34 protein-coding genes are annotated in these 21,469 nt (G+C 68.2%); 30 read left to right on the forward strand and 4 right to left on the reverse strand.

The window, feature by feature from the left end:
• Positions 1–157 precede the first annotated feature (157 nt).
• The 3 genes from ACSQ1L_RS00005 to ACSQ1L_RS00015 form a co-directional block, all read right to left on the reverse strand.
• Positions 158–1,204 (reverse strand): L,D-transpeptidase family protein, encoded by a 1,047-nt coding sequence (locus ACSQ1L_RS00005; protein WP_435990727.1) that lies wholly within the window; start codon positions 1,202–1,204, stop codon positions 158–160.
• 61 nt (positions 1,205–1,265) lie between these two features.
• Entirely contained in the window at positions 1,266–2,033 is a 768-nt protein-coding gene (locus ACSQ1L_RS00010) for an SGNH/GDSL hydrolase family protein (RefSeq protein WP_435990728.1), read from the reverse strand.
• Positions 2,030–2,209: a hypothetical protein gene (locus tag ACSQ1L_RS00015; protein ID WP_435990730.1), complete on the reverse strand. Its 180-nt coding sequence runs from the start codon at positions 2,207–2,209 to the stop codon at positions 2,030–2,032. The genes ACSQ1L_RS00010 and ACSQ1L_RS00015 overlap by 4 nt, the downstream gene beginning before the upstream one ends.
• A 151-nt stretch (positions 2,210–2,360) precedes the next feature.
• On the opposite strand from ACSQ1L_RS00015, the gene ACSQ1L_RS00020 reads away from it, so the two are divergent.
• The 3 genes from ACSQ1L_RS00020 to ACSQ1L_RS00030 all read left to right on the forward strand — a co-directional run bounded on the left by ACSQ1L_RS00020 (position 2,361) and on the right by ACSQ1L_RS00030 (position 5,422).
• On the forward strand, positions 2,361–3,494 hold the full coding sequence (locus ACSQ1L_RS00020) for a GNAT family N-acetyltransferase (protein ID WP_435990732.1): 1,134 nt from the start codon (positions 2,361–2,363) through the stop codon (positions 3,492–3,494).
• Positions 3,491–4,432, forward strand: a complete 942-nt coding sequence (locus tag ACSQ1L_RS00025; RefSeq protein WP_435990734.1) for a transcriptional regulator — start codon at positions 3,491–3,493, stop codon at positions 4,430–4,432. Before ACSQ1L_RS00020 ends, ACSQ1L_RS00025 begins: the two co-directional genes overlap by 4 nt.
• Positions 4,433–4,531: 99 nt before the next feature.
• Positions 4,532–5,422: a GIN domain-containing protein gene (locus ACSQ1L_RS00030; protein ID WP_435990736.1), complete on the forward strand. Its 891-nt coding sequence runs from the start codon at positions 4,532–4,534 to the stop codon at positions 5,420–5,422.
• A 150-nt stretch (positions 5,423–5,572) separates the two neighbouring features.
• Here the strand turns inward: ACSQ1L_RS00030 and ACSQ1L_RS00035 are convergent, their stop codons facing one another.
• Positions 5,573–6,340 carry a porin gene (locus ACSQ1L_RS00035; protein WP_435990738.1) on the reverse strand — a complete coding sequence of 256 codons (768 nt, stop codon included), beginning with the start codon at positions 6,338–6,340 and terminating at the stop codon, positions 5,573–5,575.
• 553 nt (positions 6,341–6,893) lie between these two features.
• On the opposite strand from ACSQ1L_RS00035, the gene rpsJ reads away from it, so the two are divergent.
• The 27 genes from rpsJ (at position 6,894) to ACSQ1L_RS00170 (ending at position 21,422) form a co-directional block, all read left to right on the forward strand.
• Positions 6,894–7,199, forward strand: a complete 306-nt coding sequence (rpsJ, locus tag ACSQ1L_RS00040; protein WP_003164367.1) for a 30S ribosomal protein S10 — start codon at positions 6,894–6,896, stop codon at positions 7,197–7,199.
• Between the two features lie 20 nt (positions 7,200–7,219).
• Positions 7,220–7,978 (forward strand): 50S ribosomal protein L3, encoded by a 759-nt coding sequence (gene rplC, locus ACSQ1L_RS00045; protein WP_435990740.1) that lies wholly within the window; start codon positions 7,220–7,222, stop codon positions 7,976–7,978.
• Positions 7,978–8,616: a 50S ribosomal protein L4 gene (gene rplD / locus ACSQ1L_RS00050; protein WP_332773309.1), complete on the forward strand. Its 639-nt coding sequence runs from the start codon at positions 7,978–7,980 to the stop codon at positions 8,614–8,616. The genes rplC and rplD overlap by 1 nt, the downstream gene beginning before the upstream one ends.
• Positions 8,616–8,921 carry a 50S ribosomal protein L23 gene (locus ACSQ1L_RS00055; RefSeq protein ID WP_435990742.1) on the forward strand — a complete coding sequence of 102 codons (306 nt, stop codon included), beginning with the start codon at positions 8,616–8,618 and terminating at the stop codon, positions 8,919–8,921. Before rplD ends, ACSQ1L_RS00055 begins: the two co-directional genes overlap by 1 nt.
• Before the next feature lie 4 nt (positions 8,922–8,925).
• Positions 8,926–9,759 (forward strand): 50S ribosomal protein L2, encoded by an 834-nt coding sequence (gene rplB / locus ACSQ1L_RS00060; RefSeq protein WP_435990744.1) that lies wholly within the window; start codon positions 8,926–8,928, stop codon positions 9,757–9,759.
• 2 nt (positions 9,760–9,761) lie between these two features.
• The gene (gene rpsS, locus ACSQ1L_RS00065) at positions 9,762–10,040 is read left to right on the forward strand and encodes a 30S ribosomal protein S19 (protein WP_168049156.1); all 279 of its coding nucleotides are present in this window, start codon (positions 9,762–9,764) and stop codon (positions 10,038–10,040) included.
• A gap of 3 nt (positions 10,041–10,043) precedes the next feature.
• Positions 10,044–10,424: a 50S ribosomal protein L22 gene (rplV, locus tag ACSQ1L_RS00070; RefSeq protein ID WP_056450358.1), complete on the forward strand. Its 381-nt coding sequence runs from the start codon at positions 10,044–10,046 to the stop codon at positions 10,422–10,424.
• On the forward strand, positions 10,424–11,176 hold the full coding sequence (gene rpsC / locus ACSQ1L_RS00075; protein WP_435990746.1) for a 30S ribosomal protein S3: 753 nt from the start codon (positions 10,424–10,426) through the stop codon (positions 11,174–11,176). The genes rplV and rpsC overlap by 1 nt, the downstream gene beginning before the upstream one ends.
• Before the next feature lie 3 nt (positions 11,177–11,179).
• On the forward strand, positions 11,180–11,623 hold the full coding sequence (rplP, locus tag ACSQ1L_RS00080) for a 50S ribosomal protein L16 (protein WP_324811736.1): 444 nt from the start codon (positions 11,180–11,182) through the stop codon (positions 11,621–11,623).
• The gene (rpmC, locus tag ACSQ1L_RS00085; RefSeq protein WP_055832148.1) at positions 11,620–11,817 is read left to right on the forward strand and encodes a 50S ribosomal protein L29; all 198 of its coding nucleotides are present in this window, start codon (positions 11,620–11,622) and stop codon (positions 11,815–11,817) included. The genes rplP and rpmC overlap by 4 nt, the downstream gene beginning before the upstream one ends.
• A 10-nt stretch (positions 11,818–11,827) precedes the next feature.
• On the forward strand, positions 11,828–12,070 hold the full coding sequence (gene rpsQ / locus ACSQ1L_RS00090; protein ID WP_168049152.1) for a 30S ribosomal protein S17: 243 nt from the start codon (positions 11,828–11,830) through the stop codon (positions 12,068–12,070).
• Positions 12,071–12,088: 18 nt separating this feature from the next.
• Positions 12,089–12,457: a 50S ribosomal protein L14 gene (gene rplN / locus ACSQ1L_RS00095; protein WP_055832151.1), complete on the forward strand. Its 369-nt coding sequence runs from the start codon at positions 12,089–12,091 to the stop codon at positions 12,455–12,457.
• A 2-nt stretch (positions 12,458–12,459) separates the two neighbouring features.
• Positions 12,460–12,768: a 50S ribosomal protein L24 gene (gene rplX, locus ACSQ1L_RS00100; protein WP_435990748.1), complete on the forward strand. Its 309-nt coding sequence runs from the start codon at positions 12,460–12,462 to the stop codon at positions 12,766–12,768.
• Positions 12,768–13,325, forward strand: a complete 558-nt coding sequence (gene rplE, locus ACSQ1L_RS00105) for a 50S ribosomal protein L5 (RefSeq protein ID WP_435990750.1) — start codon at positions 12,768–12,770, stop codon at positions 13,323–13,325. The genes rplX and rplE overlap by 1 nt, the downstream gene beginning before the upstream one ends.
• Before the next feature lie 20 nt (positions 13,326–13,345).
• Positions 13,346–13,651: a 30S ribosomal protein S14 gene (rpsN, locus tag ACSQ1L_RS00110; RefSeq protein ID WP_168049147.1), complete on the forward strand. Its 306-nt coding sequence runs from the start codon at positions 13,346–13,348 to the stop codon at positions 13,649–13,651.
• Positions 13,652–13,665: 14 nt separating this feature from the next.
• Positions 13,666–14,064: a 30S ribosomal protein S8 gene (gene rpsH / locus ACSQ1L_RS00115; protein ID WP_168049145.1), complete on the forward strand. Its 399-nt coding sequence runs from the start codon at positions 13,666–13,668 to the stop codon at positions 14,062–14,064.
• A 1-nt stretch (position 14,065) separates the two neighbouring features.
• Positions 14,066–14,599 (forward strand): 50S ribosomal protein L6, encoded by a 534-nt coding sequence (rplF, locus tag ACSQ1L_RS00120; RefSeq protein ID WP_435990752.1) that lies wholly within the window; start codon positions 14,066–14,068, stop codon positions 14,597–14,599.
• Positions 14,600–14,602: 3 nt separating this feature from the next.
• Positions 14,603–14,965: a 50S ribosomal protein L18 gene (gene rplR / locus ACSQ1L_RS00125; RefSeq protein WP_435990754.1), complete on the forward strand. Its 363-nt coding sequence runs from the start codon at positions 14,603–14,605 to the stop codon at positions 14,963–14,965.
• 12 nt (positions 14,966–14,977) lie between these two features.
• Entirely contained in the window at positions 14,978–15,586 is a 609-nt protein-coding gene (rpsE, locus tag ACSQ1L_RS00130; protein WP_259552091.1) for a 30S ribosomal protein S5, read from the forward strand.
• A 3-nt stretch (positions 15,587–15,589) separates the two neighbouring features.
• Positions 15,590–15,787: a 50S ribosomal protein L30 gene (rpmD, locus tag ACSQ1L_RS00135; protein WP_168049138.1), complete on the forward strand. Its 198-nt coding sequence runs from the start codon at positions 15,590–15,592 to the stop codon at positions 15,785–15,787.
• A 141-nt stretch (positions 15,788–15,928) separates the two neighbouring features.
• Positions 15,929–16,531: a 50S ribosomal protein L15 gene (rplO, locus tag ACSQ1L_RS00140; protein ID WP_435990756.1), complete on the forward strand. Its 603-nt coding sequence runs from the start codon at positions 15,929–15,931 to the stop codon at positions 16,529–16,531.
• 105 nt (positions 16,532–16,636) lie between these two features.
• Positions 16,637–18,025 carry a preprotein translocase subunit SecY gene (gene secY, locus ACSQ1L_RS00145; protein ID WP_435990758.1) on the forward strand — a complete coding sequence of 463 codons (1,389 nt, stop codon included), beginning with the start codon at positions 16,637–16,639 and terminating at the stop codon, positions 18,023–18,025.
• Positions 18,026–18,046: 21 nt separating this feature from the next.
• Positions 18,047–18,610, forward strand: a complete 564-nt coding sequence (locus tag ACSQ1L_RS00150) for an adenylate kinase (RefSeq protein WP_435990760.1) — start codon at positions 18,047–18,049, stop codon at positions 18,608–18,610.
• A 69-nt stretch (positions 18,611–18,679) separates the two neighbouring features.
• Positions 18,680–19,411 (forward strand): energy transducer TonB, encoded by a 732-nt coding sequence (locus ACSQ1L_RS00155; RefSeq protein WP_435990762.1) that lies wholly within the window; start codon positions 18,680–18,682, stop codon positions 19,409–19,411.
• Between the two features lie 137 nt (positions 19,412–19,548).
• Positions 19,549–19,917, forward strand: a complete 369-nt coding sequence (gene rpsM / locus ACSQ1L_RS00160) for a 30S ribosomal protein S13 (protein ID WP_292096020.1) — start codon at positions 19,549–19,551, stop codon at positions 19,915–19,917.
• 9 nt (positions 19,918–19,926) lie between these two features.
• Positions 19,927–20,316: a 30S ribosomal protein S11 gene (rpsK, locus tag ACSQ1L_RS00165; RefSeq protein ID WP_122468702.1), complete on the forward strand. Its 390-nt coding sequence runs from the start codon at positions 19,927–19,929 to the stop codon at positions 20,314–20,316.
• An 86-nt stretch (positions 20,317–20,402) separates the two neighbouring features.
• Positions 20,403–21,422 (forward strand): DNA-directed RNA polymerase subunit alpha, encoded by a 1,020-nt coding sequence (locus ACSQ1L_RS00170; RefSeq protein WP_435990764.1) that lies wholly within the window; start codon positions 20,403–20,405, stop codon positions 21,420–21,422.
• The last annotated feature ends 47 nt before the right edge of the window (positions 21,423–21,469 follow it).

Below are 21,469 nucleotides of genomic sequence, written 5' to 3' on the forward strand. Positions count from 1 at the left end.
ATAGTCGGGGCGCTAACGCTCGCGACACGGTCGCTCGCTGCCTGAGCGCGCCTTCGGGCCTCAAGCCGCGAGCCTCCGCGAGGCGAGCATAGGCTGAGCAAAAGACAGAACGGCCCCGGAGGAAACTCCGGGGCCGTTTTCTATGCGGGGGGAAGCGCTAGATGAACCGCACCTCCACCCCCGGCTTGACCGAGGCGGCCAGCTGTTCGGCGTCCCAGTTGGTCATCCGGATGCAGCCGTTGGAGGCGGTCTTGGCGATCTTCGACGGGTCGGGCGTGCCGTGGATGCCGTAGCTGTCGCGCGACAGCTCGATCCACACCGAGCCGACCGGATTGTTGGGGCCGGCTGGGACGACGACCTTCCGGTCGCCGCGGTCGTAGCTGAGCTTGGCCGGGTCGTAGGTGTAGTCCGGCTCGTTGGCGACGCCGACCACGCGCAGGGTTCCCGAGGGGGCGGGGCGTTCGCTGGAGCCGATGGTGGCGGGGTAGAAGGCCAGCAGCCGGCCCGAGGCGTCGAAGGCGCGGGCCGAGCGCTCGGTCTTGTCGACGACGATGCGGGCGACCTCGCCGAGGGGGCGGTCGCCCACGGCGGGGACGACGAGGCTCTGGCCGGCGCGGCGGAAGTCGACGCCGGGGTTCAACGCCTGCAGCAGGGCCTCGGTGACATGGAAACGCTCGGCCAGCCGCTCGCGGGCGGAGCTGTAGTGCACGCCCCGGGCGGCCTGGGCGGCGAGGTCGCCGGGCGGCGGGCTGAACGGCCCGGCGACATCGACGGCGGTCAGGACGTAGGCGGTCATGACCCGGGCCGTGTCGGCGGCGGCCAGCCGCTCGAGCAGGGCCGCGTCGGCGGCGTCGCCCTCGCCGAGGCCCGCGGCCTTGCGCCAGGCGGCGATGGCCTGGCGGGTGTTGTCGCCGGCGAGGCCGTCGATCACGCCCGGAGAGAAGGGCGAACGGTCGAGCAGGATCTGCAGCCGGACCAGCCCCGGGTCGGGGGCGTAGGCGGCGGGCGCCAGGCCTTCAGCCGGGGGCGGGGCGGGCGGCCGCGGCACGCCCGCCTCGATCTGTTCGACGGTGAGCCGGGCGCCCGGGGCGGCCGGCGGGGCGGATTGCGACGGCGGTTCGCCGGGTTCGGGGGCGCCGCAGGCGGCGGGCGCGAGGCCGAGGATGAGGACGGCGTGGGCGGCGGCGATCAGGCGAAAGGACATGGGATTCCGGACAGTTGGGGTCCGGACTCAATCCCTCCCGGGCCGCGGCGTTCCCGTCCGGTCAGCGCAGGGCGGCGGCGAGGCCTTCGGCGGTGACCTCGGCCCAGCAGGCATAACCCGGGTCGTTCAGGTGCAGGTCGTCGGGGCCGACGCCGCCGCGCTCGAGGCCGGTCCAGTCCGCCATGGCGGCGAAGCGGTGCAGCACGGCGTAGCCGACCCGGCCGCCCTCGAGGTCGATCAGTCGCGCCATCTCGCCGAGCGCCGGATTGCGGCCCTGGAAGGACGGATTGGTCGTCCCCTCCGGCAGGCGCTGCGGATCGACCAGAAGGACGTCGACCCCGGCCCGGTCGAGCACCGCCTCGCCGCGGCGGAAGTCGGCGAACACCGCGTCCATCGGCCGGTCGCGCAGCATGTCGTTGGTGCCCAGCTGCCAGATCACCAGGTGCGGATCCGCCGCCTCGATTTCCCGGGCCAGCCGGTCGGCGGTCTCCTTCGCCGTCTCGCCGCCGATGCCCTTGTTGACCACGGTGACCTCGACGCCCGGCAGGCGCCGTTCCAGCCCGGCCTCGAGCAGGGGGACGAAGCTCAGTTCGGGCCGGCTGGCCCCGTGGCCCTGAATCGAGGAGGAGCCCATGGCGAGAATGGTCAGCCGCCCCGAGGCGACGGCCCGGCGGCTCTGTTCGAGACCAGCGTTGGCGACGACGTGGTCCGCGGAGACGGGGCATGCCGGCGGCGCGGCCGGGAGCGTAGCCCAGCTCGGGGCGGATTGGGCGAAGGCGGCGGGTGCGCCGGCGAGGAGGGCGACGGCGACGGCGACGGCGGATTTCAAGGATTCGGCTCTCCGGTGGCGGGATCGGTGGCGGTCTCGCCGCTGTTGCTGCTGCCTTCGGAACCCGGCGGCTCCTGGGCGGGTCGCGGCGGCTCGCCCTCGCGGGGCGGGCGGCGCTCCTGCTCGTACTCGTTCTGGCGGCCGGGCTTGCGGCCGGTTTCGGGGAAGGCGGTCATGCGAAGCTCCACTGAAGAACGGGATGGACCGAAAGGCAACGCCCGCGTGCGCGGGCGGCTCCGCAGCATCTCGTTCACCAAGCCTCTAAACCGTACCGCAACGGCGGCCGGGGCATGGTTCACGAACGAACAGGGGGCGGACGGGCGAAAGATGGGCCAGACTTCGGACATCGAGATCATCCGGCCGGACGCGCTGCGGCCGGACGACCGCGCGGCCTGGGACGCCCTGCGCGCCACCGAGCCCGGGCTGGACCATCCCTATCTGGATCCCCGTTACGCACTCGCGGCGGCGACGATTCCCGGGGCGGCGCTGGCGGTGTTCCGGCGCGGCGGCGCGGCCGTCGGCTTCTTTCCCTTCCAGCGGCGCGGACGGCTGATCCAGCCGCTGGGCGCGCCCCTGACCGACTATCACGGCGTCATCGCCGCCGCCGGCGAGGGCCTCGATCCGGCCACGGTGGCGCGGCGCCTGGGCGGCGTGCTGCGCGTCGGCGGCTGGATGTCGCCGTCGGCGGCGGTTCCCGGCTTCATCGTCCGCACGCGCATGGCGACCGACGTGACCGGCGGGCGAGACGCCCTGTCGGCCCGGCTCGAGGACCGCAGCCACCGCTTCTTCAAGAACATGCGCCGGCTGCGGCGCGGCTTCGAGCGCGAGTACGGCGAGCCGGTCTTCACCTGGGACGAGCGCGACCCGGCGGTGCTGGACTGGATCATCGCCCACAAGCGAGACCAGTACCGGCGCTCGCGGCGCCACGACGTGTTCGCCTGCGGCTGGACGGCGGACCTTCTGCACACCCTGCTGGAGACCCGGACCGCTGATTTCGGCCTGCGCGTGTCGAGCCTGCGCACGGCGGCGGGCGAGCTGGTCGCGGCCGAGGCCTCGCTGGACGACGGCCGCACCCTGCACCTGTGGTTTCCGACCTACGATCCAGCCTTCGCGCGCCATGGGGTCGGGACCCTGCTGACCCGGCTTGAAATGGAGCAGGCGGCCGACCTCGGCTACCGGCTGGTCGACTTCGGGGCCGGGGACGAGGGCTACAAGACGGCGCTCGCCGAGCCCTCCGGGGCGGTGTTCGAGGGCGTGGTCGAGGGGCCGCGCCCCGACCTGGCGTGGCGGGCGGGGCGGCTGCTGGCCGGCGGCCCGGCCCCGCTGCGCCGGTTCGAGCTGAGCCTGAGCCGCCGGTTCGACATCATCAACGCCTGCGAGACCCGCGCCGCCCACTGGTGGGCAGGCGCCGCCGGGGCCGCCGCCGCCGCGGCGCGCAAGAGCCTGGGAGCCTCCGCATGAGCGATCGCCTGATCCCCGCGTTCGACGCCGCCCGGCGCGACGCCTTCGGCCGGACGCCGGTCACCTACGCCCACCGGCTGCTGGAGACCGGACTGTTCGAGGACGAGGCGCTGGCCCGCCAGCTGGAGCGCCACCCGGCCGAGCTATTCGACATCAACATCTTTCACTACGGCCCCGACGACCAGGCCATGCTGCAGACCGGGACCAAGGGCCGGCGCGGCGGGGCGGCCCTGCTGGAGGCGGCCAAGGCCGGGCGGATGTGGATCCAGATGCGCCGCATCCAGGACCACTGGCCCGAACTGGTCGCGGTGATGCGGCGAACCTTCGCCGACCTGTCGGACCACGTGCCGGGCTTCAACCCGGTGCAGGTGACCGGCCAGCTGATCCTGTCGGCCCCTTCGGCCAAGGTGCCGTTCCACGCCGACCCGCCCGGGGTGACGCTGTTCCACCTGCGCGGCGAGAAGCGCATCTGGATCTATCCGGTCGACGAAACCCATATGCCGAGCCGGTCGATGGAGAACATCGTGCTGGAGCAGCAGACCGAGGACCTGCCGTACCGGCGCGAGATGGACGCGGCCGCCGAGGTGTTCGACCTGAAGCCCGGCATGGCCGTCGCCTGGCCGCTGCACGCGCCGCACCGGATCGAGAACCAGGGCAGTTTCAACGTCTCGCTGTCGTGCGACTACCAGACCTGGCGGTCGCGGATGACCAACGGGGCGCACTATACGAACGGCGTGCTGCGCCGCTGGGGCGCGCCGGTGCTGCCGGCCGACCGGGCCCCCATGGCGGCCCGGGCCGCCCTGTGGAGCGCCTCGCTGGGCCTGCGCCGCCTGGGGCTGGTCAGGACCCGGCTGGAGTCCTACGAGCGCGCCTTCGAACTGGGCGACGAACCGCCGGCGGCGGACAAGGGCCTGATCTCGCCGCTGGCGATGCGCTGACCAGCCATCCTTACAACGAGGTCATGACCTCGATTTAAAGTGACTCGGCGACGGACCGGCCGCACCTTTCCCGCACATTCCGGAGAGGGAGCCCCCGCCATGAAGACCATCCTGCTGTCCGCCGCCGCCGCCGCCGCGACGATCGCCGCCGCCGGCCCCGTGCTGGCCCAATCGCCCCAGGTCGAGATCGAACACGCCGTCGCCCGCGTCGTTGTCATCGTCGAGGACCGCGCCGATATCGGGGTGGAGATCGAGCAGGGCTCGTCGCGCCTGCCCCCGCTTCGGGTCGAGCGGCGCGGCGACGAAGTGCGCATCGACGGCGGCCTGGGCCGTCGCATCGCCGGCCTCAGCGTCGGCGACAGCATCCGCGACTGCCGCTCCGGCCCGGACCGCACGCGACCGGGGCAGGGCGCCTCGGTCGAGGTGCGCGACATCGGCCGGGTCAATCTCGAGGACGCCCCGCTGATCGTCATCCGCTCGCCCCGCAACGTCAATATCGACGCCGGCGGAGCCGTCTACGGCTCGATCGGCCGCGGCGCGACCTCGGTCGATATGGGCAACGGCGGCTGCGGCGACTGGGTGATCGCCAACACCGACGGACCGGTCGACGCCTCCGTGGGCGGATCCGGCGATGTCATGGTGGGAACCACGCGGTCTCTGGAGGTCAGCCTGGCCGGTTCCGGCGACCTGACGGCCGGCGCGACCGGCGCCCTCGACCTGAGCCTGGCGGGGTCCGGCGGCGCGGCCATCGCCGAAGTGAACGGCGACACGGATATCTCGATCGCAGGGTCCGGCGAGGTCGCCGTCCGCCGTGGCCGGTCTCCGAACCTCGACATCTCCATCGCCGGTTCGGGCGACATCGACTTCGGCGGTACCGCCGGAGACGTCAGCGTCTCCATCGCCGGCTCCGGCGACATCCGCATCGCCGAGGCGACCGGCAGCGTCAGCCGTAGCATCGTCGGCTCGGGAGACATCCACATCGGCCGCTGAGCCCCCGGCGCCGATGCGGAAGGAAGGCCCGGGAGCGTGGAACCCCCCGGGCCTTTTTCCTGTCCGCCGCCCAACGAAAAGCCCGGCGGATCGCTCCGCCGGGGCTCGGTCGTTTCGGGACCGGACGGACCCGGTCTTGAGCCGTCTCGCTTACAGGAGCGAGCCGGCCATGCCGCCGATGCCGGCGGCGGTGCGGCCGAGGTCAGCACCCGCGCGTTCGCGCGACTGCAGGTCGCCGCCGAACGAGAAGCGCAGGCCGATGCTCAGGGTGTCGATCGACACGTCGACGTCTTCCAGCTCGGCGTGGGTGAAGCCGGCGACCACGCCCATGCCGGTGCCGGGGATGCGGTACTCGCCGCCGACGTTGGCCTGCCAGCCGTCGACGTCCAGGCCGCCCGCTTCCACGGTCGTCCAGCCGGCGCCGCCGTTGACGCGGAAGTTCGGGTTGATGAAGTAGGACGCGTCGCCGGCCACGGTCCAGGCCTCGGCGTCGGAGCCTTCCAGCGTCTCATAGGCCAGCGAGCCGGTCAGGGTGACCTTGTCGAGGTAGGTCTGGGCCTCGGCGCCGAAGCTCCACAGCTGTTCGCCATAGACTTCCGAGCCGCCCGCGAAGGCGCCGACGCGGACGCCGCTGACCAGGGTCGTGGCGTGGATGCGGCCGTTGACGTTGGTGTTGTCGTCCGCCAGGTCGTCCAGCCCGTAGTTGAAGGCGCCGTCGAGGGTGACCGTCCAGTCGGCGGTGACCGGCACGGCGAAGGCGGCGTCAACCGTGGCGCTTTCGAGTTCGGCCTCGGAACCGGCGACATCGACGTCGCTGTTCGAGTAGACGACGCCGATCGAGCCGACGCCGTCCTGGGCCAGGGCGGGGGCCGCGGCGAAGGCGGCGACGGCGGCGGTGGCGAGGAAGAGAGACTTCATTTTTGTTTTTCCGTTGCAGGCCGCGGCCGGATTCGCCGTGGCGGGCGGCTGCGCTATCAAGGAAGGCGCGAGCGTAGCCATTACAAACCCGTCACGAACGGCGGGGGGAGGTCCGCTGTGGCGACGCCGCCACGCATTGTGGCCGCTCGGTGACAACTTGGCGGAGGCATAACGGCGCATTCTCAACTGCGCGTCACAAGCGCCGCTTTACGGCCCGGTCGCGACCGCCGTCGAACCGGCCGAATGTCGCGCTCATCGGGCTCCGCCACGCTTTCGCCGCTTGACGGAAGCGGAATCGATCTGCATAAGCCCCCACTCTTGTTGGACCGGCTGTGCACCTCGCTTTTAGTATGGGGTGCAGACGCGGTCCGCAGGAACGACCTGAGACCCTGTTCTTTGCAGTGACCCAGGACTTCAACGGCCTTCGCGGGTGACTGCGTGGGCCGATCGTTTTTGCGGACGTGCGTACTCTGAAGGCTTCGCGCCTGAAGACTCCGGTCTTTGAAATGGTTCACAGGGACGCAGGTTCGCCTGCTTGGGAATAGCTACCGATATGGATCAAAGCATCCGCATCAGGCTCAAGGCCTTCGATCACCGCGTCCTCGACTTTTCGACGCGCGAGATCGTCAACACCGCCAAGCGCACGGGCGCGACCGTTCGCGGTCCGATCCCGCTGCCGACCCTGATCGAAAAGTTCACCGTGAACCGCTCGCCGCACGTCGACAAGAAGTCGCGCGAGCAGTTTGAAATCCGCACGCACAAGCGTGTCCTCGACATCGTCGACCCCACCCCGCAGACCGTGGACGCGCTCATGAAGCTCGACCTGTCCGCCGGCGTGGACGTCGAGATCAAGATTTAAGTAGAAAGAGGCGGGATCCGATGCGCACGGGCGTGATCGCCAAGAAACTGGGTATGACGCGTGTCTTCGCTGAAGACGGCGCGCATGTTCCAGTCACGGTCTTGCAGCTGGATGGCTGCCAGGTCGTGGGCCAACGTACTCAAGAGCGGGACGGCTACGTCGCCCTGCAGCTGGGTGCCGGCGCCAAGAAGGCCAAGAAGACCAACAAGGCTCAACGCGAAGCTTTCGCGAAGCTGGAAGTGGAGCCGAAGGCCTATGTCACCGAGTTCCGCATCGATGCGGACGCAATGATGGATGTGGGCGCCGAGTTCTCGGCCGATCACTTCGTCGCCGGCCAGAAGGTCGACGTCCAGGCCGAGACCATCGGCAAGGGCTTCGCCGGCGCCATGAAGCGCTGGAACTTCGGCGGCCTGCGCGCCACCCACGGCGTCTCGGTCTCGCACCGCTCGCACGGCTCCACGGGTAACCGTCAGGACCCGGGCCGCACATTCCCGGGCAAGAAGATGGCCGGCCACCTCGGCCAGGAAGTCGTCACCACCCAGAACCTGACCGTCTTCCGCGTCGACGCCGACCGCGGCCTGATCATGATCAAGGGCGCTGTCCCGGGTCACGAAGGCACGTGGGTCAAGATCCGCGACGCCGTGAAGAAGGCCCGTCCGGCTGAAGCCCCCTTCCCGGGCGGCGTGAAGTCGTCGAAGACCGCCGCTGCTGCTGAACCGGCCGAAACGCCGGCCGAGGAAGCCCCGGCTGTCGAGACCACCGAAGGCGGTGAAGCGTAATGAAACTCTCGGTCATCAAACTCGACGGCAAGGCCTCGGGCGACGTTGAACTGTCGGACGCCGTCTTCGGCATCACCGACATTCGCGGCGACCTGCTGGCCCGTTACGTCAACTGGCAGCTGGCCAAGCGCCGCGCCGGCACCCACAAGGTCCAGACCCGGAACGAGAACTCTCGCACCGGCAAGAAGATGTACAAGCAGAAGGGCACCGGCGGCGCCCGTCACGGTTCGCGCCGTGCGCCGCAGTTCGTCGGCGGCTCGCGCGCCTTCGGCCCGATCGTCCGCGATCACGGCTTCTCGCTGCCGAAGAAGGTCCGCGCCCTGGCCCTACGTCACGCGCTCTCGTCGAAGGCCAAGGCCGGCGACCTGATCGTGGTCGACAGCATCGCCCTGAAGGACGCCAAGACCGCCGGTCTGCGCGTCACCCTGGGCAAGCTGGGCTGGAACAAGGCCCTGATCATCGGCGGTCCGGAAGTCGACACGAACTTCGGCCTGGCCGCTCGCAACATCCCGCACATCGACGTGCTGCCGAACGCCGGCCTGAACGTCTATGACATCCTGCGGGCCGACAAGCTGGTGCTGACCAAGGCGGCCGTCGAGGCCATCGAGGCGCGCTTCTCTGAGAAGGAGGCCGCGTAATGGCCGGCGCTCAACCCACCGCCAAGCACTACGACACCATCCTGGCTCCGGTGATCACCGAGAAGGCCACGATCCTGTCGGAACAGAACAAAGTCGTCTTCCGCGTTTCGGGGACCTCGACCAAGGACGAGATCGCCGCGGCGGTCGAGGCCCTGTTCAAGGTCAACGTGCTGAAGGTCAACACCCTCGTCCAGAAGGGCAAGACCAAGCGTTTCCGCGGCATCATGGGCCGTCGGGTCGACATCAAAAAAGCGATCGTGACGCTGGCTGAAGGCCAGTCGATCGACGTCACCACGGGGCTCTGATCAGATGGCTCTGAAGCATTACAATCCGACGTCGCCGGGCCGCCGCGCCCTGGTGCTGATCGACCGTTCGGAGCTCCACAAGGGGCGCCCGGAAAAGTCGCTGACCGAAGGCCTGACCAAGTCGGGCGGACGCGGTCAGGGCGGTCGTATCGCTGTCCGCTTCCGCGGCGGCGGCGCCAAGACGCTGTACCGCAAGATCGACTTCAAGCGCCGCAAGTTCGCGACCGCGACGGTCGAGCGCCTCGAGTACGATCCGAACCGGACCGCCTTCATCGCCCTCATCACCTATGAGGACGGCGAGAAGGCCTACATCATCGCGCCGCAACGCCTGAAGGCGGGCGACACGGTGGTGGCCGGCGAAAAGGTCGACGTGAAGCCGGGCAACGCCATGCCGCTGCGCTCGATGCCCGTGGGTACGATCATCCACAACATCGAGATGAAGCCGGGCAAGGGCGCCCAGCTGGCCCGTTCGGCCGGCGCCTACGCCCAACTGGTCGGCCGCGATCAGGGCTACGCCCAGATCCGTCTCGGCTCGGGCGAGCTTCGCATGGTGCTGGACGGCTGCATGGCCACGGTGGGCGCGGTTTCGAACCCCGACCACATGAACCAGAACCTCGGCAAGGCCGGCCGCGTTCGTCACATGGGCTGGCGTCCGCACGTTCGCGGCGTCGCCATGAACCCGATCGACCACCCGCACGGTGGTGGTGAAGGCCGGACCTCTGGCGGTCGCACCCCGGTTACGCCGTGGGGCAAGGACACCAAGGGCACCCGCACCCGCAAGAACAAGGCTACGGACAAGTTCATCATCCGTACCCGCCACGTTAAGAAGGCTCGCTAAAGATGGCCCGCTCCTCCTGGAAAGGCCCGTTCGTCGACGGGTATCTGCTCAAGAAGGCCGACGCCGTCTCGACGTCGGGCCGCAAGGACGTGATCAAGACGTGGTCGCGCCGCTCCACCATCCTGCCGCAGTTCGTCGGCCTGACGTTCGGCGTCCACAACGGCCAGAAGCATGTGCCGGTGTCGGTCTCCGAAGAAATGGTCGGCATGAAGCTCGGCGAGTTCGCCCCGACCCGGAACTTCCCGGGCCACGCGGCGGACAAGAAGGCCAAGAGGAAGTAGTCCATGGCCCAGACCAAGAACCCCCGTCGGGTCGCCCCGACCGAAGCCCGCGCCAAGCTGGTGAATGTCCGGATCAGCCCCCAGAAGCTGAACCTGGTCGCCCAGTCGATCCGCGGCCTGCCGGTGCAGAAGGCGCTGAACGAGCTGGAATTCAGCCGCAAGCGCATCGCCACCGACGTTCGCAAGGTCCTGTATTCGGCCGTTTCCAACGCCGAGAACAACCACAACCTCGACATCGACAACCTGGTCGTCGCCGAGGCCTTCGTGGGCAAGAACCTGGTGATGAAGCGTTTCGCGAGCCGCGCTCGTGGCCGCTCGTCGCGCATCCTGAAACCTTTCGCGGAGATCACCATCGTGGTCCGCGAAGCCGGTGAGGCCGCCTGATGGGTCAGAAAGTAAATCCGATCGGTCTGCGCCTTGGCGTCAACCGTACGTGGGACAGCCGCTGGTTCGCCGGCGGCGCCGACTACGCCAAGCTGCTGCACCAGGACCTGAAGCTGCGCACGTGGCTGAAGGAACGCCTCAACGCCGCCGGCGTGTCGCGCATCATCATCGAGCGTCCGCACAAGAAGTGCCGCGTGACGATCTACGCCGCCCGTCCGGGTGTCGTGATCGGCAAGAAGGGCGCGGACATCGAGAAGCTGCGCAAGGACATCTCGGCCCAGACCGAGGGCGAGGTTCACCTGAACATCGTCGAAGTGCGCAAGCCCGAGACCGACGCCCAGCTGATCGCCGAGAACATCGCGCAGCAGCTGGAACGCCGTATCGCCTTCCGCCGCGCTATGAAGCGCGCGATGCAGTCCGCCATGCGCCTCGGCGCCAAGGGCGTCCGCATCAACGTTTCGGGCCGCCTCGGCGGCGCGGAAATCGCGCGGATGGAATGGTACCGCGAAGGCCGCGTGCCGCTGCACACCCTGCGCGCCGACATCGACTACGGCTTCATCCAGGCCAAGACGACCTACGGCATCATCGGTGTCAAAGTGTGGGTCTTCAAGGGCGAGGTGCTGGAGCACGACCCGATGGCGCAGGACAAGCGCTGGGCCCAGGAAGCTGCCGGCCCGTCTTCCAACGAAGGTCGTGAACGTGGACCCCGCGGCGACCGCGGCCCGCGCCGTGACCGGGGACGTGAGAGCTAGGTCATGCTGCAACCCAAAAAGACCAAGTACCGCAAGGCCTTCAAGGGCCGTATCCACGGCTCCGCCAAGGGCGGCTTCTCGCTGAACTTCGGCTCGTACGGGCTGAAGACGGTCGAGCCGGAGCGCATCACGGCGCGTCAGATCGAGGCGGCCCGCCGCGCGATCACCCGCCAGATGAAGCGTCAGGGCCGCGTCTGGATCCGCGTCTTCCCCGACCTGCCCGTCACGGGCAAGCCGGCCGAAGTCCGGATGGGCAAGGGCAAGGGCGCCGTGGACCACTGGGCGGCGCGCTGCCACCCGGGCCGGATCCTGTTTGAAATCGACGGCGTGCCGGACGACATCGCCCGCGAGGCCCTGCGTCTCGGCGCCGCCAAGCTGCCGGTCCGTACGAAGGTGGTCACCCGCCTCGACGCCGGTGTCTCGCACGTGGAGCACGTCGGAGCATGACCAAGATCGCCGATCTGCGGGCCCAGACGCCCGACCAGCTGTCCGACGAGCTGCTGAAGCTCAAGAAGGAACAGTTCAACCTGCGCTTCCAGGCCGCCACCGGCCAGATGGAAAAGACCCATCGGGTCTCGGAAGTGCGCAAGGACATCGCCCGTATTTCCACGCTTCTGCGTGCGAACCGCGCGGCGGGTTAAGGAAGCACCGATGCCGAAACGTATTCTCGAAGGCGTGGTCGTCTCCGACAAGGGCGACAAGACCGTCGTGGTGAAGGTGGAGCGCACCCTGCTGCACCCCGTCCTCAAAAAGACCGTCCGTCTGTCCAAGAAGTATCACGCTCACGACGAAGCGAACGCCCTCAAGGTCGGTGACCTGGCCCGTATCGTTGAGTGCGCCCCGAAGTCCAAGCTGAAGCGTTGGGAAGTCCTTTCCACCGCCTCGGCCTCGTAACCAGAAGGATCGGATCCCATGATCCAGATGCAAACTAACCTGGAGGTGGCCGACAATTCGGGCGCTCGCCGGGTCATGTGCATCAAGGTGTTGGGCGGCTCCAAGCGCCGCTACGCCTCGGTGGGCGACACGATCGTCGCTTCCGTCAAGGAAGCCATTCCCCGCGGCCGCGTGAAGAAGGGCGACGTCGTGCGCGCCATCGTCGTGCGCACCGCCAAGGACATCATGCGCAAGGACGGCTCTGTCATTCGCTTCGACAAGTCGGCCGCCGTCATCGTCAACAAGCAGAACGAGCCCGTCGGCACGCGGATCTTCGGCCCGGTTCCCCGTGAACTGCGCGCCAAGAACCACATGAAGATCATCTCGCTGGCTCCGGAGGTCCTGTAGTCATGGCCGCCAAGATCAAGAAGGGCGACCGCGTCGTCGTCCTCACCGGCAAGGACAAGGGCCGCACCGGCTCCGTCACCAAGGTCCTGCCGACCGAAAATCGCGTCGTCGTGCAAGGCGTCAACATGGTTCAGCGCCACACGCGCCCGACCCAGGCTGACCCGCAAGGCGGCATCAAGAACAAGGAAGCGTCGCTTCACCTGTCGAACGTCGCGATCGCCGACGCCAACGGCAAGGCCACCCGCGTCGGCTTCCGCGTGGAAGGCGACAAGAAAGTGCGCTTCGCCAAGACGACGGGAGACGTCATCTGATGGCCGACACCAAGTACACGCCTCGTCTGAAGGACGAGTACCAGGCCCGCATCCGCGCGGTGATGACCGAGAAGTTCGGCTACACCAACCCGATGCAGGTGCCCAAGCTGGACAAGATCGTCCTCAACATGGGCATCGGCGAAGCCGTGGCTGACACCAAGAAGGCGACCGCCGCCCTCAAGGATCTCGCCGCCATCGCCGGCCAGAAGCCCGTGCCGACCAAGGCTCGCAACTCCATCGCCGGCTTCAAGCTGCGCGAGGGCATGGTCATCGGCGGCAAGGTTACGCTGCGCGGCGACCAGATGTACGAGTTCCTGGACCGTCTGATCACCATCGCGCTGCCGCGGGTGAAGGACTTCCGGGGCCTGAAGGGCACCTCATTCGATGGTCGCGGCAACTACGCCACCGGTCTGAAGGAGCACATCGTGTTCCCGGAGATCAACTACGACCAGATCGACCAGATGTGGGGCATGGACATCATCGTCTGCACCACGGCCAAGACCGATGAGGAGGCCAAGGCTCTCCTCACCGAGTTCAAGTTCCCGTTCGTGAACTGAGCGGGAAGGGATAGAGCACAATGGCTAAGAAGAGCGCCGTGAACCGCAACGAGATGGTGAAAGCCCTCGTCGCGAAATACGCCGACAAGCGGGCCGCCCTGAAGGCGACCGCCAACAACGAATCCCTGCCGCTCGAGGAGCGTTTCGAAGCGCGCCTGAAGCTGGCGGAGCTGCCGCGCAACTCGGCCGCCAACCGGATTCGCAACCGCTGCGAGGTGACGGGCCGTCCGCGCGCCTATTACCGCAAGCTCAAGATGAGCCGGATCGCCCTGCGTGAACTCGGCAACCTGGGTCAGATCCCGGGCCTGACGAAGTCCAGCTGGTAAGGGGAGCGACAGATATGATGATCAACGATCCCCTGAGCGACATGATCGCCCGCATCCGGAACGCCGCCATGCGGAAGCGTTCCAAGGTGCTCACCCCGGCTTCCCGCCTGCGCCAGCGCGTCCTCGACGTGCTGCAGGACGAAGGCTACATCCGCGGCTATTCGCTGGTTCAGAACCCCGGCGAGTTCCCGCAGTTCGAGATCGAGCTGAAGTACTTCGACGGCCAGCCGGTCATCGCCGAGATCGCCCGCGTGTCCAAGCCGGGCCGCCGCGTCTATTCGGCGATCAGCGACCTGAAGCCGATCAAGAACGGCCTCGGCATCTCGATCCTCTCCACGTCCAAGGGCGTCATGTCGGACACCGCGGCTCGCGAAGCCAAGGTGGGCGGCGAAGTCCTCTGCAGGGTCTACTGATATGTCCCGTATCGGCAAACGCACCATCGCTGTTCCGAAGGGCGTGACTGTCACGCTCGACGGCCAGACCGTGTCGGTGAAGGGTCCCAAGGGCGAACGCTCCTGGACCGTCGCCGAAGAGATCGAAGTCTCGCAGAACGACGAGGGCATCAACCTCGGCCTGCGCGCCGACACCCAGCGTGGCCGCGCCATGTGGGGTCTGTCGCGCACCCTGGTCGACAACATGGTCGTCGGCGTCACCACGGGCTTTGAAAAGAGCCTGGACCTGGTCGGCGTCGGCTATCGCGCCGCGATGAAGGGCAACGCCCTGTCGCTGCAGCTCGGCTTCTCGCACGACGTCGACATCCAGCCGCCGGCCGGTGTCACCTTCGCGGTGCCCAAGCAGACGGAAATCAAGATCTCGGGGGCTGACAAGCAGGCCGTCGGTCAGATCGCCGCCGTCATCCGCAAGCTGCGTCCGCCGGAACCCTACAAGGGCAAGGGCGTGCGCTACACGGGCGAAAAGGTCCGGCGCAAGGAAGGCAAGAAGAAGTAAGTCATGGCTCTTTCTCTGCAACAACAAGCCAAGCGTCGCGCCGAGCGCACCCGCCGCCGCCTGAAGGCCGTGGCCAACGGTCGCCTGCGCCTGTCGGTCCACCGCTCGGACAAGAACATCTCGGCCCAGATCATCGACGACGCCCAGGGCGTCACGGTGGCCTCCGCCTCCTCGCTGGAAGGCGAGAAGGGTAAGAAGGTCAAGGGTTCGGACGTCGCGGCGGCCGCCATCATCGGCAAGCTGATCGCCGAACGCGCCATCGAGAAGGGCGTCAAGGACGTCGTGTTCGACCGCGGCGGCTACATCTATCACGGACGGGTGAAGGCGCTGGCGGAAGCCGCGCGTGAAGCCGGCCTGAACTTCTAAGGGACGCGACAGATGGCGCAACAACCCCAACGCGGCGGCGGCGGCAACGATCGCAACCGTCGTGACAACCGCAACGCTCCCGCCGTCGACGGTCCGGATTCGGACATCGTCGAGAAGCTGGTGCACATCAACCGCGTCGCGGCCACGGTCAAAGGCGGCCGCCGGTTCTCGTTCGCGGCCCTGATGGTCGTCGGCGACGGCAAGGGCCGCGTCGGCTTCGGTCATGGCAAGGCGCGCGAAGTGCCGGAAGCCATCCGCAAGGCGACCGAGGAAGCCAAGAAGACCATGATCAAGGTTCCGCTGCGCGAGAACCGCACCCTGCACCACGACGGCGCTGGCCGTTGGGGCGCCGGCAAGATCATGATGCGCGCCGCTCCTCCGGGAACGGGCGTCATCGCGGGGGGTCCGATGCGCGCCGTGCTCGAAACCCTCGGCGTCCAGGACGTCGTCGGCAAGTCGACCGGTTCGTCGAACCCCTACAACATGATCCGCGCCACCTTCGAAGCTCTGAAGGTCCAGTCGTCGCCCCGCATGGTGGCCTCGAAGCGCGGCAAGAAGGTCGCCGACCTGATGGGCCGCCGCAACGACGGCGCCTCGGCGCCCGAAGCTGTGGAGGGCTGATAGATGGCCAAGACTGAATCCAAAGCCACCGTCACCATCCGCCAGACCGGCAGCCCGATCCGCCGCAAGTCGGACCAGCGGGCCACCCTGGCCGGCCTGGGCCTCAACCGCATGGGTCGTGAATCGACCCTGGAGGACACGCCTTCCGTCCGCGGCATGATCGCCAAGGTCGCCCACATGATCGAAGTGGTCGAAAAGTAAGCCGTATCGCCCTCTCCCGAACCGGGGGAGGGCGTTCCGCTTCTTGCGAATACCCGACGGGCCGCCTAGAAGCGGCCCTTCAATTTTTCCAGGCCGAGTCCGCTCCCCGAGCGGGCGCTAGCACCCGAAAGGATCAGGCACATGAAACTGAACGAAATCCGCGACAACGAAGGCGCCCACAAGAAGCGCATGCGCGTCGGCCGTGGCCCGGGCTCGGGCAAGGGCAAGACCGCCGGCCGCGGCGTCAAGGGTCAGAAGTCCCGCTCGGGCGTCGCCATCGGCGGCTTCGAAGGCGGCCAGATGCCGCTGTACATGCGGATGCCCAAGCGCGGCTTCAACAATCCGAACGCCCTGAAGCTGGCCGAAGTGAACCTGTGGCGCCTGCAGGAGGCGATCGACGCCAAGAAGCTGGACGCCAAGGCCGAGATCAACGGCGAGGCGCTGGTCGCCGCCGGCGTGATCCGTCGCGTCAAGGACGGCGTCCGCCTGCTGGGCACCGGCGAGATCAAGGGCAAGCTGAACCTGGTCGTCTGGTCGGCCACCTCGGGCGCCATCAAGGCCATCGAGGCCGCCGGCGGCAAGGTGGAGCAGCAGCGTATCGAGGCCGAAGCCAAGGCCGCCGCGCGCGTCGAGAAGCGCAACGCCGCCAAGGGCAAGGCCCCGGCTCCCAAGGCGCCGCGCGGCGACGCCAACAAGATCTCGGCCCGTACGACCCGCACCGCGGCTCGCACCGCCGCGAAATAAAGCTCGGGGGGCGCTCTCGCTAAGAGGGCGCCCTTCGCCTATCTGGACCCTGTGCGCCGGATTCCACGTCCGACGCCGCGTTCTGATCAGTCGGGGTGACACCACATGGCTTCGGCCGCCGAACAACTCGCAGCAAACATGAACATGGGCTCGTTCGCCAAGGCGACCGAGCTGCACAAGCGTCTGCTGTTCACGCTGGGGGCCCTGCTGGTCTACCGCGTAGGCACCTATGTGCCGATCCCGGGGATCAACTCCGAGGCCTTCCTTCAGTTCTTCCAGAATCCGGAAGGCCAGCGCGGCATCCTCGACATGTTCAACATGTTCTCGGGCGGCGCCGTCGAGCGCATGGCCGTGTTCGCCCTGAACGTCATGCCCTACATTTCGGCGTCGATCATCGTCCAGCTGATGGGCGCGGTGTATCCGCCGTGGGAGAAGCTGCGCAAGGAAGGCGGCGAGAGCGGCCGCAAGCAGCTGAACCAGTACACCCGCTACCTGACCGTGGTGCTGGCCCTGTTCCAGTCAACCGGCATCGCCATCGGCCTGAATGCCCAGCCGGGGCTGATCGACCAGCCCGGCATCTTCTTCATCGTCTCGACCGTGACCGTCCTGACCGGCGGCACCATGTTCCTGATGTGGCTGGGCGAGCAGATCACGGCCCGCGGCATCGGCAACGGCATCTCGCTGATCATCATGGCCGGCATCGTCGCCGTGCTGCCGGGCACGCTCGCCCGCATGTTCGGCATGGCCCAGCAAGGCCTGATGTCGCCGTTCACCCTTCTGCTGGTCGCCGGCCTCGCGATCGGCGTGGTGGTGTTCATCGTCTTTATGGAGCGCGCCCAGCGCCGGCTGCTGATTCAGTATCCGAAGCGCCAGGAAGGCAACCGGATGGCCGGCGGCGAGCGTTCGTTCCTGCCGCTGAAGGTCAACACCGCCGGGGTCATCCCGCCGATCTTCGCCTCGTCCCTGCTGATGCTGCCGACCACGGTGGCGCAGATGACCGCGACCGCCGACCTGCCGACCTGGCTGGACTGGCTGCCGACGTTCACCGCCCAGATGCAGCACGGCCAGCCGATCTTCATGGTGTTCTACGGCGCGCTGATCATCTTCTTCACCTTCTTCTACACCTCGATCACCTTCAATCCCGAGGACACGGCCGAGAACCTGCGCAAGTATGGCGGCTTCCTGCCGGGCATCCGTCCGGGCAAGCGCACGGCCGAGTACCTGGACTATGTGCTGACCCGCCTGACCACCATCGGCGCCATCTACATCACCGCGGTCTGCCTGCTGCCCGAGTTCATCGGGGCCCAGCTCGGCGGAGGCCTGCTGTTCGGCGGCACGTCCATCCTGATCGTGGTCTCGGTGACCATGGACACGGTGGCCCAGATCCAGTCCCAACTGCTGGCGCACCAGTACGAAGGCCTGATCAAGAAGGCCAAGCTGCGCGGGCGCGGCCAGAGCCGCGGCAAGGGCGTCACCGCCCCGGCACGGCGCTAAGCGGCCCGGGGAGGGGCGGCGATGAACCTGATCCTGTTCGGGCCGCCCGCGGCCGGCAAGGGCACGCAGGCCAAGCGGCTGGTCGAGACCCGCGGCATGGTCCAGCTGTCGACCGGCGACATGCTGCGTGCGGCGATCGCCTCGGGCTCCGACCTGGGCCTGAAGGTCAAGGACGTGCTGGCCCGCGGCGATCTGGTCACCGACGAGATCGTCATCGCCCTGATCGAGGCTCGCCTGCCCGAGGCCGAGGCCGCCGGGGGAGCCATCTTCGACGGCTTTCCCCGCACCGTGGCCCAGGCCGAGGCGCTGGACTCCATGCTGGCCCGGCGCGGGGCGAAGATCGACCGTGTCATCCGGCTCAGGGTCGATGACGCCGCCCTGACCGCCCGCATCTCCAGGCGGTTCGCCGAACAGGCCCGTCCGGACGACAATCCCGAGACCTTCAAGGACCGCCTGGCCGTCTACAACCGCCAGACCGCGCCCCTGCTGCCCTACTACGCCGACAAGGATCTGCTGACCGAGATCGACGGCATGGGCTCGATCGAGGCCGTCTCGACCGCCATCGACGCCGCTCTCGACGCCTGACCGCCGCTGAACGGGGTCTGACCTCTTCCGGTCCCGGCGCGTTCATGCCGTATGTGGCACATACCGCGCGTGGAAACTGGATCGCTCCTTACACCCGACCGGGCGCGCAAGCTCGGCGCCTTCGCCGTCGTGCTGGCGGCCCATGTCGGGGTGTTCGCCCTGATGGCGCGCAGCGACGGGGTCCAACCCCTGCCGGTCACGCCGGCGTTCGACGTCCAGCTGTTCCAGCTCCCGCCGCCCCCCCCCCCGCCGCCGCCTCCCAAGGCGCCCTCTGAGCGCACGGGCGGCGGCGCGCCGGCCGCGCCCTCGCGCATCCATGTGCCGCCGCCGCCCCGCGAGCCCGTGCCGACGGAGGTTCCAGCGCCCCGCCAGCAGGCTCCCGAGCCCGAGGTGGTCGTCGGCGTGTCGCCCATATCGTCCCCGACGCCCGGCCTGGGCCAGGGCGGGCAGGGGACCGGAACCGGCGCGGGCGTCGGCGCGGGGGACGGGCCGGGTCGGGGCGTCCGCACGGGCCCCCGCAACCTGAGGCGGCCCGGCCTGAGCGACCTGCGGAACTATCACCCGCGCCAGGCCCTCAGCGCCGGGGTGTCGGGCGTCGTCACCGTTCGCTGCCGCATCCGGCCCGACACGCGCCTCGAGGGGTGCGACGTCGTCAGCGCCACGCCGGCGGGGCAGGGCTTCGAGCAGGCCGGCCTCGCCGTCGCCCGCGACCTCTACCGGTTCCAACCGGCGACGCTTGACGGCGCCTATGACGACTCGGTCACGGTGACGCTCGTTCTCGAGTTCGGCCGGCGGCGCTAGCAGGGCTAATCCACGCGCAAACCGTTGACGCGCCGGGAATCCCCTGTATAAGGCGCGCTTCCGCGAAGGGCGTCGACGCTCCTGGTCTGTTGACCGGAGCGTTTGTTGCGTCCGCACACGCGTATCTGGAGAGCTTCGTGGCCCGTATCGCTGGCGTCAACATCCCGACCAACAAGCGCGTCGAAATCGCGCTTCAGTACATCCATGGCATCGGCGCGCATGCGGCGAAGGACATCACGGCCAAGGTCGGGATCGAGCCGGCCCGCCGCGTCAACCAGCTGACCGACGCCGAAGTGCTGCAGATCCGTGAGACCATCGACCGCGACCACACCGTCGAGGGCGACCTGCGCCGCGAGACGTCGATGAACATCAAGCGCCTGATGGACCTGGCCTGCTACCGCGGCCTGCGTCACCGCAAGGGCCTGCCGGTCCGCGGCCAGCGCACGCACACCAACGCCCGCACCCGCAAGGGTCCCGCCAAGCCGATCGCCGGCAAGAAGAAGTAAGACAGACACATGGCCAAGGAACCGGGTCGCGTAAAGAAGCGCGAGCGCAAGAACATCACCTCGGGCGTCGCCCACGTGAATGCGTCCTTCAACAACACCATGGTGACCATCACCGACGCGCAGGGGAACGCCATCTCCTGGTCGTCGGCCGGCCACATGGGCTTCAAGGGTTCGCGCAAGTCGACCCCGTACGCCGCCCAGATGGCCGCCGAGGACGCCGCCAAGAAGGCCGGCGAACACGGCGTGAAGACGCTGGAAGTCAACGTTTCCGGTCCCGGCTCCGGCCGTGAGTCGGCCCTGCGCGCGCTGCAGGCCGCCGGCATGACCATCACCACCATCCGCGACGTCACGCCGATGCCGCACAACGGTTGCCGTCCGCCCAAGCGCCGCCGCGTCTAAGCGAACCGACCGACTATATCTCCGCCGGTCCTGCCGCCCCTGACGAGGAGCGAGGGACCGGCGAACTCCGTTTTCGAGGGACATCCATGATCGAACGTAACTGGCAAGAGCTGATCCGTCCCGAGAAGCCGCAGATCGAGGCCGGCTCCGACCCGCTGCGCAAGGCGCGCCTGGTCGCCGAGCCCCTCGAACGCGGTTTCGGCGTGACGCTCGGCAACGCCCTGCGCCGCGTTCTCCTGTCGTCGCTGCAAGGCGCGGCGGTGACGGCCATCCAGATCGACGGCGTCGTCCACGAATTCTCCTCGCTGGAAGGCGTGCGGGAAGACGTCGTCGACATCGTGCTGAACATCAAGCAGCTGGCCCTGCGCATGCACGCCGAAGGCCCCAAGCGCATGACCCTGCGCGCCACCGGCCCCGGTCCGGTGACCGCCGGCCAGATCGACGTTCCCGCGGACATCGAGGTGCTGAACCCGGACCACGTGATCTGCACGCTGGACGACGGCGCTTCGGTGCGCATGGAGCTGACCGTCCAGAACGGCAAGGGCTACGTCGCGTCCGAGTTCAACCGTCCGGAAGACGCCCCGATCGGCCTGATCGCGGTCGACGCCCTGTACTCGCCGGTCAAGCGCGTCGCCTATCGCGTCGAGCCGACCCGCCAGGGCCAGTCGCTGGACTACGACAAGCTGGTGCTGGAAGTCGAAACCAACGGCGCCGTCTCGCCGGTTGACGCGGTGGCCTACGCCTCGCGCATCCTGCAGGACCAGCTGCAGATCTTCATCACCTTCGACGAGCCCAAGAAGGCCGTGGAAGCGGCGGACGGCAAGCCCGACCTGCCGTTCAACCCGGCCCTGCTCAAGAAGGTCGACGAACTCGAGCTGTCGGTTCGTTCGGCCAACTGCCTGAAGAACGACAACATCGTCTACATCGGCGACCTGATCCAGAAGACCGAGGGCGAAATGCTTCGCACCCCGAACTTCGGCCGCAAGTCGCTGAACGAGATCAAGGAAGTGCTGGCGACCATGGGGCTCAGCCTCGGCATGGACGTGCCGAACTGGCCGCCGGAAAACATCGAAGACCTGGCCAAGAAGTTCGACGACCAGATCTAGTTTCAACCCTCCGCCCCAGGCCCTCATGGCTGACGGAGCGGTTAGAA

It is taken from the genome of Brevundimonas sp. LjRoot202 (assembly GCF_964253355.1).
In the GTDB taxonomy this organism is placed as follows: domain Bacteria; phylum Pseudomonadota; class Alphaproteobacteria; order Caulobacterales; family Caulobacteraceae; genus Brevundimonas.

What these genes read in the sequence shown, in the direction of transcription:
- ACSQ1L_RS00005 (WP_435990727.1), bottom strand. Translation starts at nt 1,204, where the DNA reads ATGTCCTTTCGCCTGATCGCCGCCGCCCACGCCGTCCTCATCCTCGGC.
- ACSQ1L_RS00015 (WP_435990730.1), bottom strand. Translation starts at nt 2,209, where the DNA reads ATGACCGCCTTCCCCGAAACCGGCCGCAAGCCCGGCCGCCAGAACGAG.
- ACSQ1L_RS00020 (WP_435990732.1), top strand. Translation starts at nt 2,361, where the DNA reads ATGGGCCAGACTTCGGACATCGAGATCATCCGGCCGGACGCGCTGCGG.
- ACSQ1L_RS00025 (WP_435990734.1), top strand. Translation starts at nt 3,491, where the DNA reads ATGAGCGATCGCCTGATCCCCGCGTTCGACGCCGCCCGGCGCGACGCC.
- ACSQ1L_RS00030 (WP_435990736.1), top strand. Translation starts at nt 4,532, where the DNA reads ATGAAGACCATCCTGCTGTCCGCCGCCGCCGCCGCCGCGACGATCGCC.
- ACSQ1L_RS00035 (WP_435990738.1), bottom strand. Translation starts at nt 6,340, where the DNA reads ATGAAGTCTCTCTTCCTCGCCACCGCCGCCGTCGCCGCCTTCGCCGCG.
- rpsJ (WP_003164367.1), top strand. Translation starts at nt 6,894, where the DNA reads ATGGATCAAAGCATCCGCATCAGGCTCAAGGCCTTCGATCACCGCGTC.
- rplC (WP_435990740.1), top strand. Translation starts at nt 7,220, where the DNA reads ATGCGCACGGGCGTGATCGCCAAGAAACTGGGTATGACGCGTGTCTTC.
- rplD (WP_332773309.1), top strand. Translation starts at nt 7,978, where the DNA reads ATGAAACTCTCGGTCATCAAACTCGACGGCAAGGCCTCGGGCGACGTT.
- ACSQ1L_RS00055 (WP_435990742.1), top strand. Translation starts at nt 8,616, where the DNA reads ATGGCCGGCGCTCAACCCACCGCCAAGCACTACGACACCATCCTGGCT.
- rplB (WP_435990744.1), top strand. Translation starts at nt 8,926, where the DNA reads ATGGCTCTGAAGCATTACAATCCGACGTCGCCGGGCCGCCGCGCCCTG.
- rpsS (WP_168049156.1), top strand. Translation starts at nt 9,762, where the DNA reads ATGGCCCGCTCCTCCTGGAAAGGCCCGTTCGTCGACGGGTATCTGCTC.
- rplV (WP_056450358.1), top strand. Translation starts at nt 10,044, where the DNA reads ATGGCCCAGACCAAGAACCCCCGTCGGGTCGCCCCGACCGAAGCCCGC.
- rpsC (WP_435990746.1), top strand. Translation starts at nt 10,424, where the DNA reads ATGGGTCAGAAAGTAAATCCGATCGGTCTGCGCCTTGGCGTCAACCGT.
- rplP (WP_324811736.1), top strand. Translation starts at nt 11,180, where the DNA reads ATGCTGCAACCCAAAAAGACCAAGTACCGCAAGGCCTTCAAGGGCCGT.
- rpmC (WP_055832148.1), top strand. Translation starts at nt 11,620, where the DNA reads ATGACCAAGATCGCCGATCTGCGGGCCCAGACGCCCGACCAGCTGTCC.
- rpsQ (WP_168049152.1), top strand. Translation starts at nt 11,828, where the DNA reads ATGCCGAAACGTATTCTCGAAGGCGTGGTCGTCTCCGACAAGGGCGAC.
- rplN (WP_055832151.1), top strand. Translation starts at nt 12,089, where the DNA reads ATGATCCAGATGCAAACTAACCTGGAGGTGGCCGACAATTCGGGCGCT.
- rplX (WP_435990748.1), top strand. Translation starts at nt 12,460, where the DNA reads ATGGCCGCCAAGATCAAGAAGGGCGACCGCGTCGTCGTCCTCACCGGC.
- rplE (WP_435990750.1), top strand. Translation starts at nt 12,768, where the DNA reads ATGGCCGACACCAAGTACACGCCTCGTCTGAAGGACGAGTACCAGGCC.
- rpsN (WP_168049147.1), top strand. Translation starts at nt 13,346, where the DNA reads ATGGCTAAGAAGAGCGCCGTGAACCGCAACGAGATGGTGAAAGCCCTC.
- rpsH (WP_168049145.1), top strand. Translation starts at nt 13,666, where the DNA reads ATGATGATCAACGATCCCCTGAGCGACATGATCGCCCGCATCCGGAAC.
- rplF (WP_435990752.1), top strand. Translation starts at nt 14,066, where the DNA reads ATGTCCCGTATCGGCAAACGCACCATCGCTGTTCCGAAGGGCGTGACT.
- rplR (WP_435990754.1), top strand. Translation starts at nt 14,603, where the DNA reads ATGGCTCTTTCTCTGCAACAACAAGCCAAGCGTCGCGCCGAGCGCACC.
- rpsE (WP_259552091.1), top strand. Translation starts at nt 14,978, where the DNA reads ATGGCGCAACAACCCCAACGCGGCGGCGGCGGCAACGATCGCAACCGT.
- rpmD (WP_168049138.1), top strand. Translation starts at nt 15,590, where the DNA reads ATGGCCAAGACTGAATCCAAAGCCACCGTCACCATCCGCCAGACCGGC.
- rplO (WP_435990756.1), top strand. Translation starts at nt 15,929, where the DNA reads ATGAAACTGAACGAAATCCGCGACAACGAAGGCGCCCACAAGAAGCGC.
- secY (WP_435990758.1), top strand. Translation starts at nt 16,637, where the DNA reads ATGGCTTCGGCCGCCGAACAACTCGCAGCAAACATGAACATGGGCTCG.
- ACSQ1L_RS00150 (WP_435990760.1), top strand. Translation starts at nt 18,047, where the DNA reads ATGAACCTGATCCTGTTCGGGCCGCCCGCGGCCGGCAAGGGCACGCAG.
- rpsK (WP_122468702.1), top strand. Translation starts at nt 19,927, where the DNA reads ATGGCCAAGGAACCGGGTCGCGTAAAGAAGCGCGAGCGCAAGAACATC.
- ACSQ1L_RS00170 (WP_435990764.1), top strand. Translation starts at nt 20,403, where the DNA reads ATGATCGAACGTAACTGGCAAGAGCTGATCCGTCCCGAGAAGCCGCAG.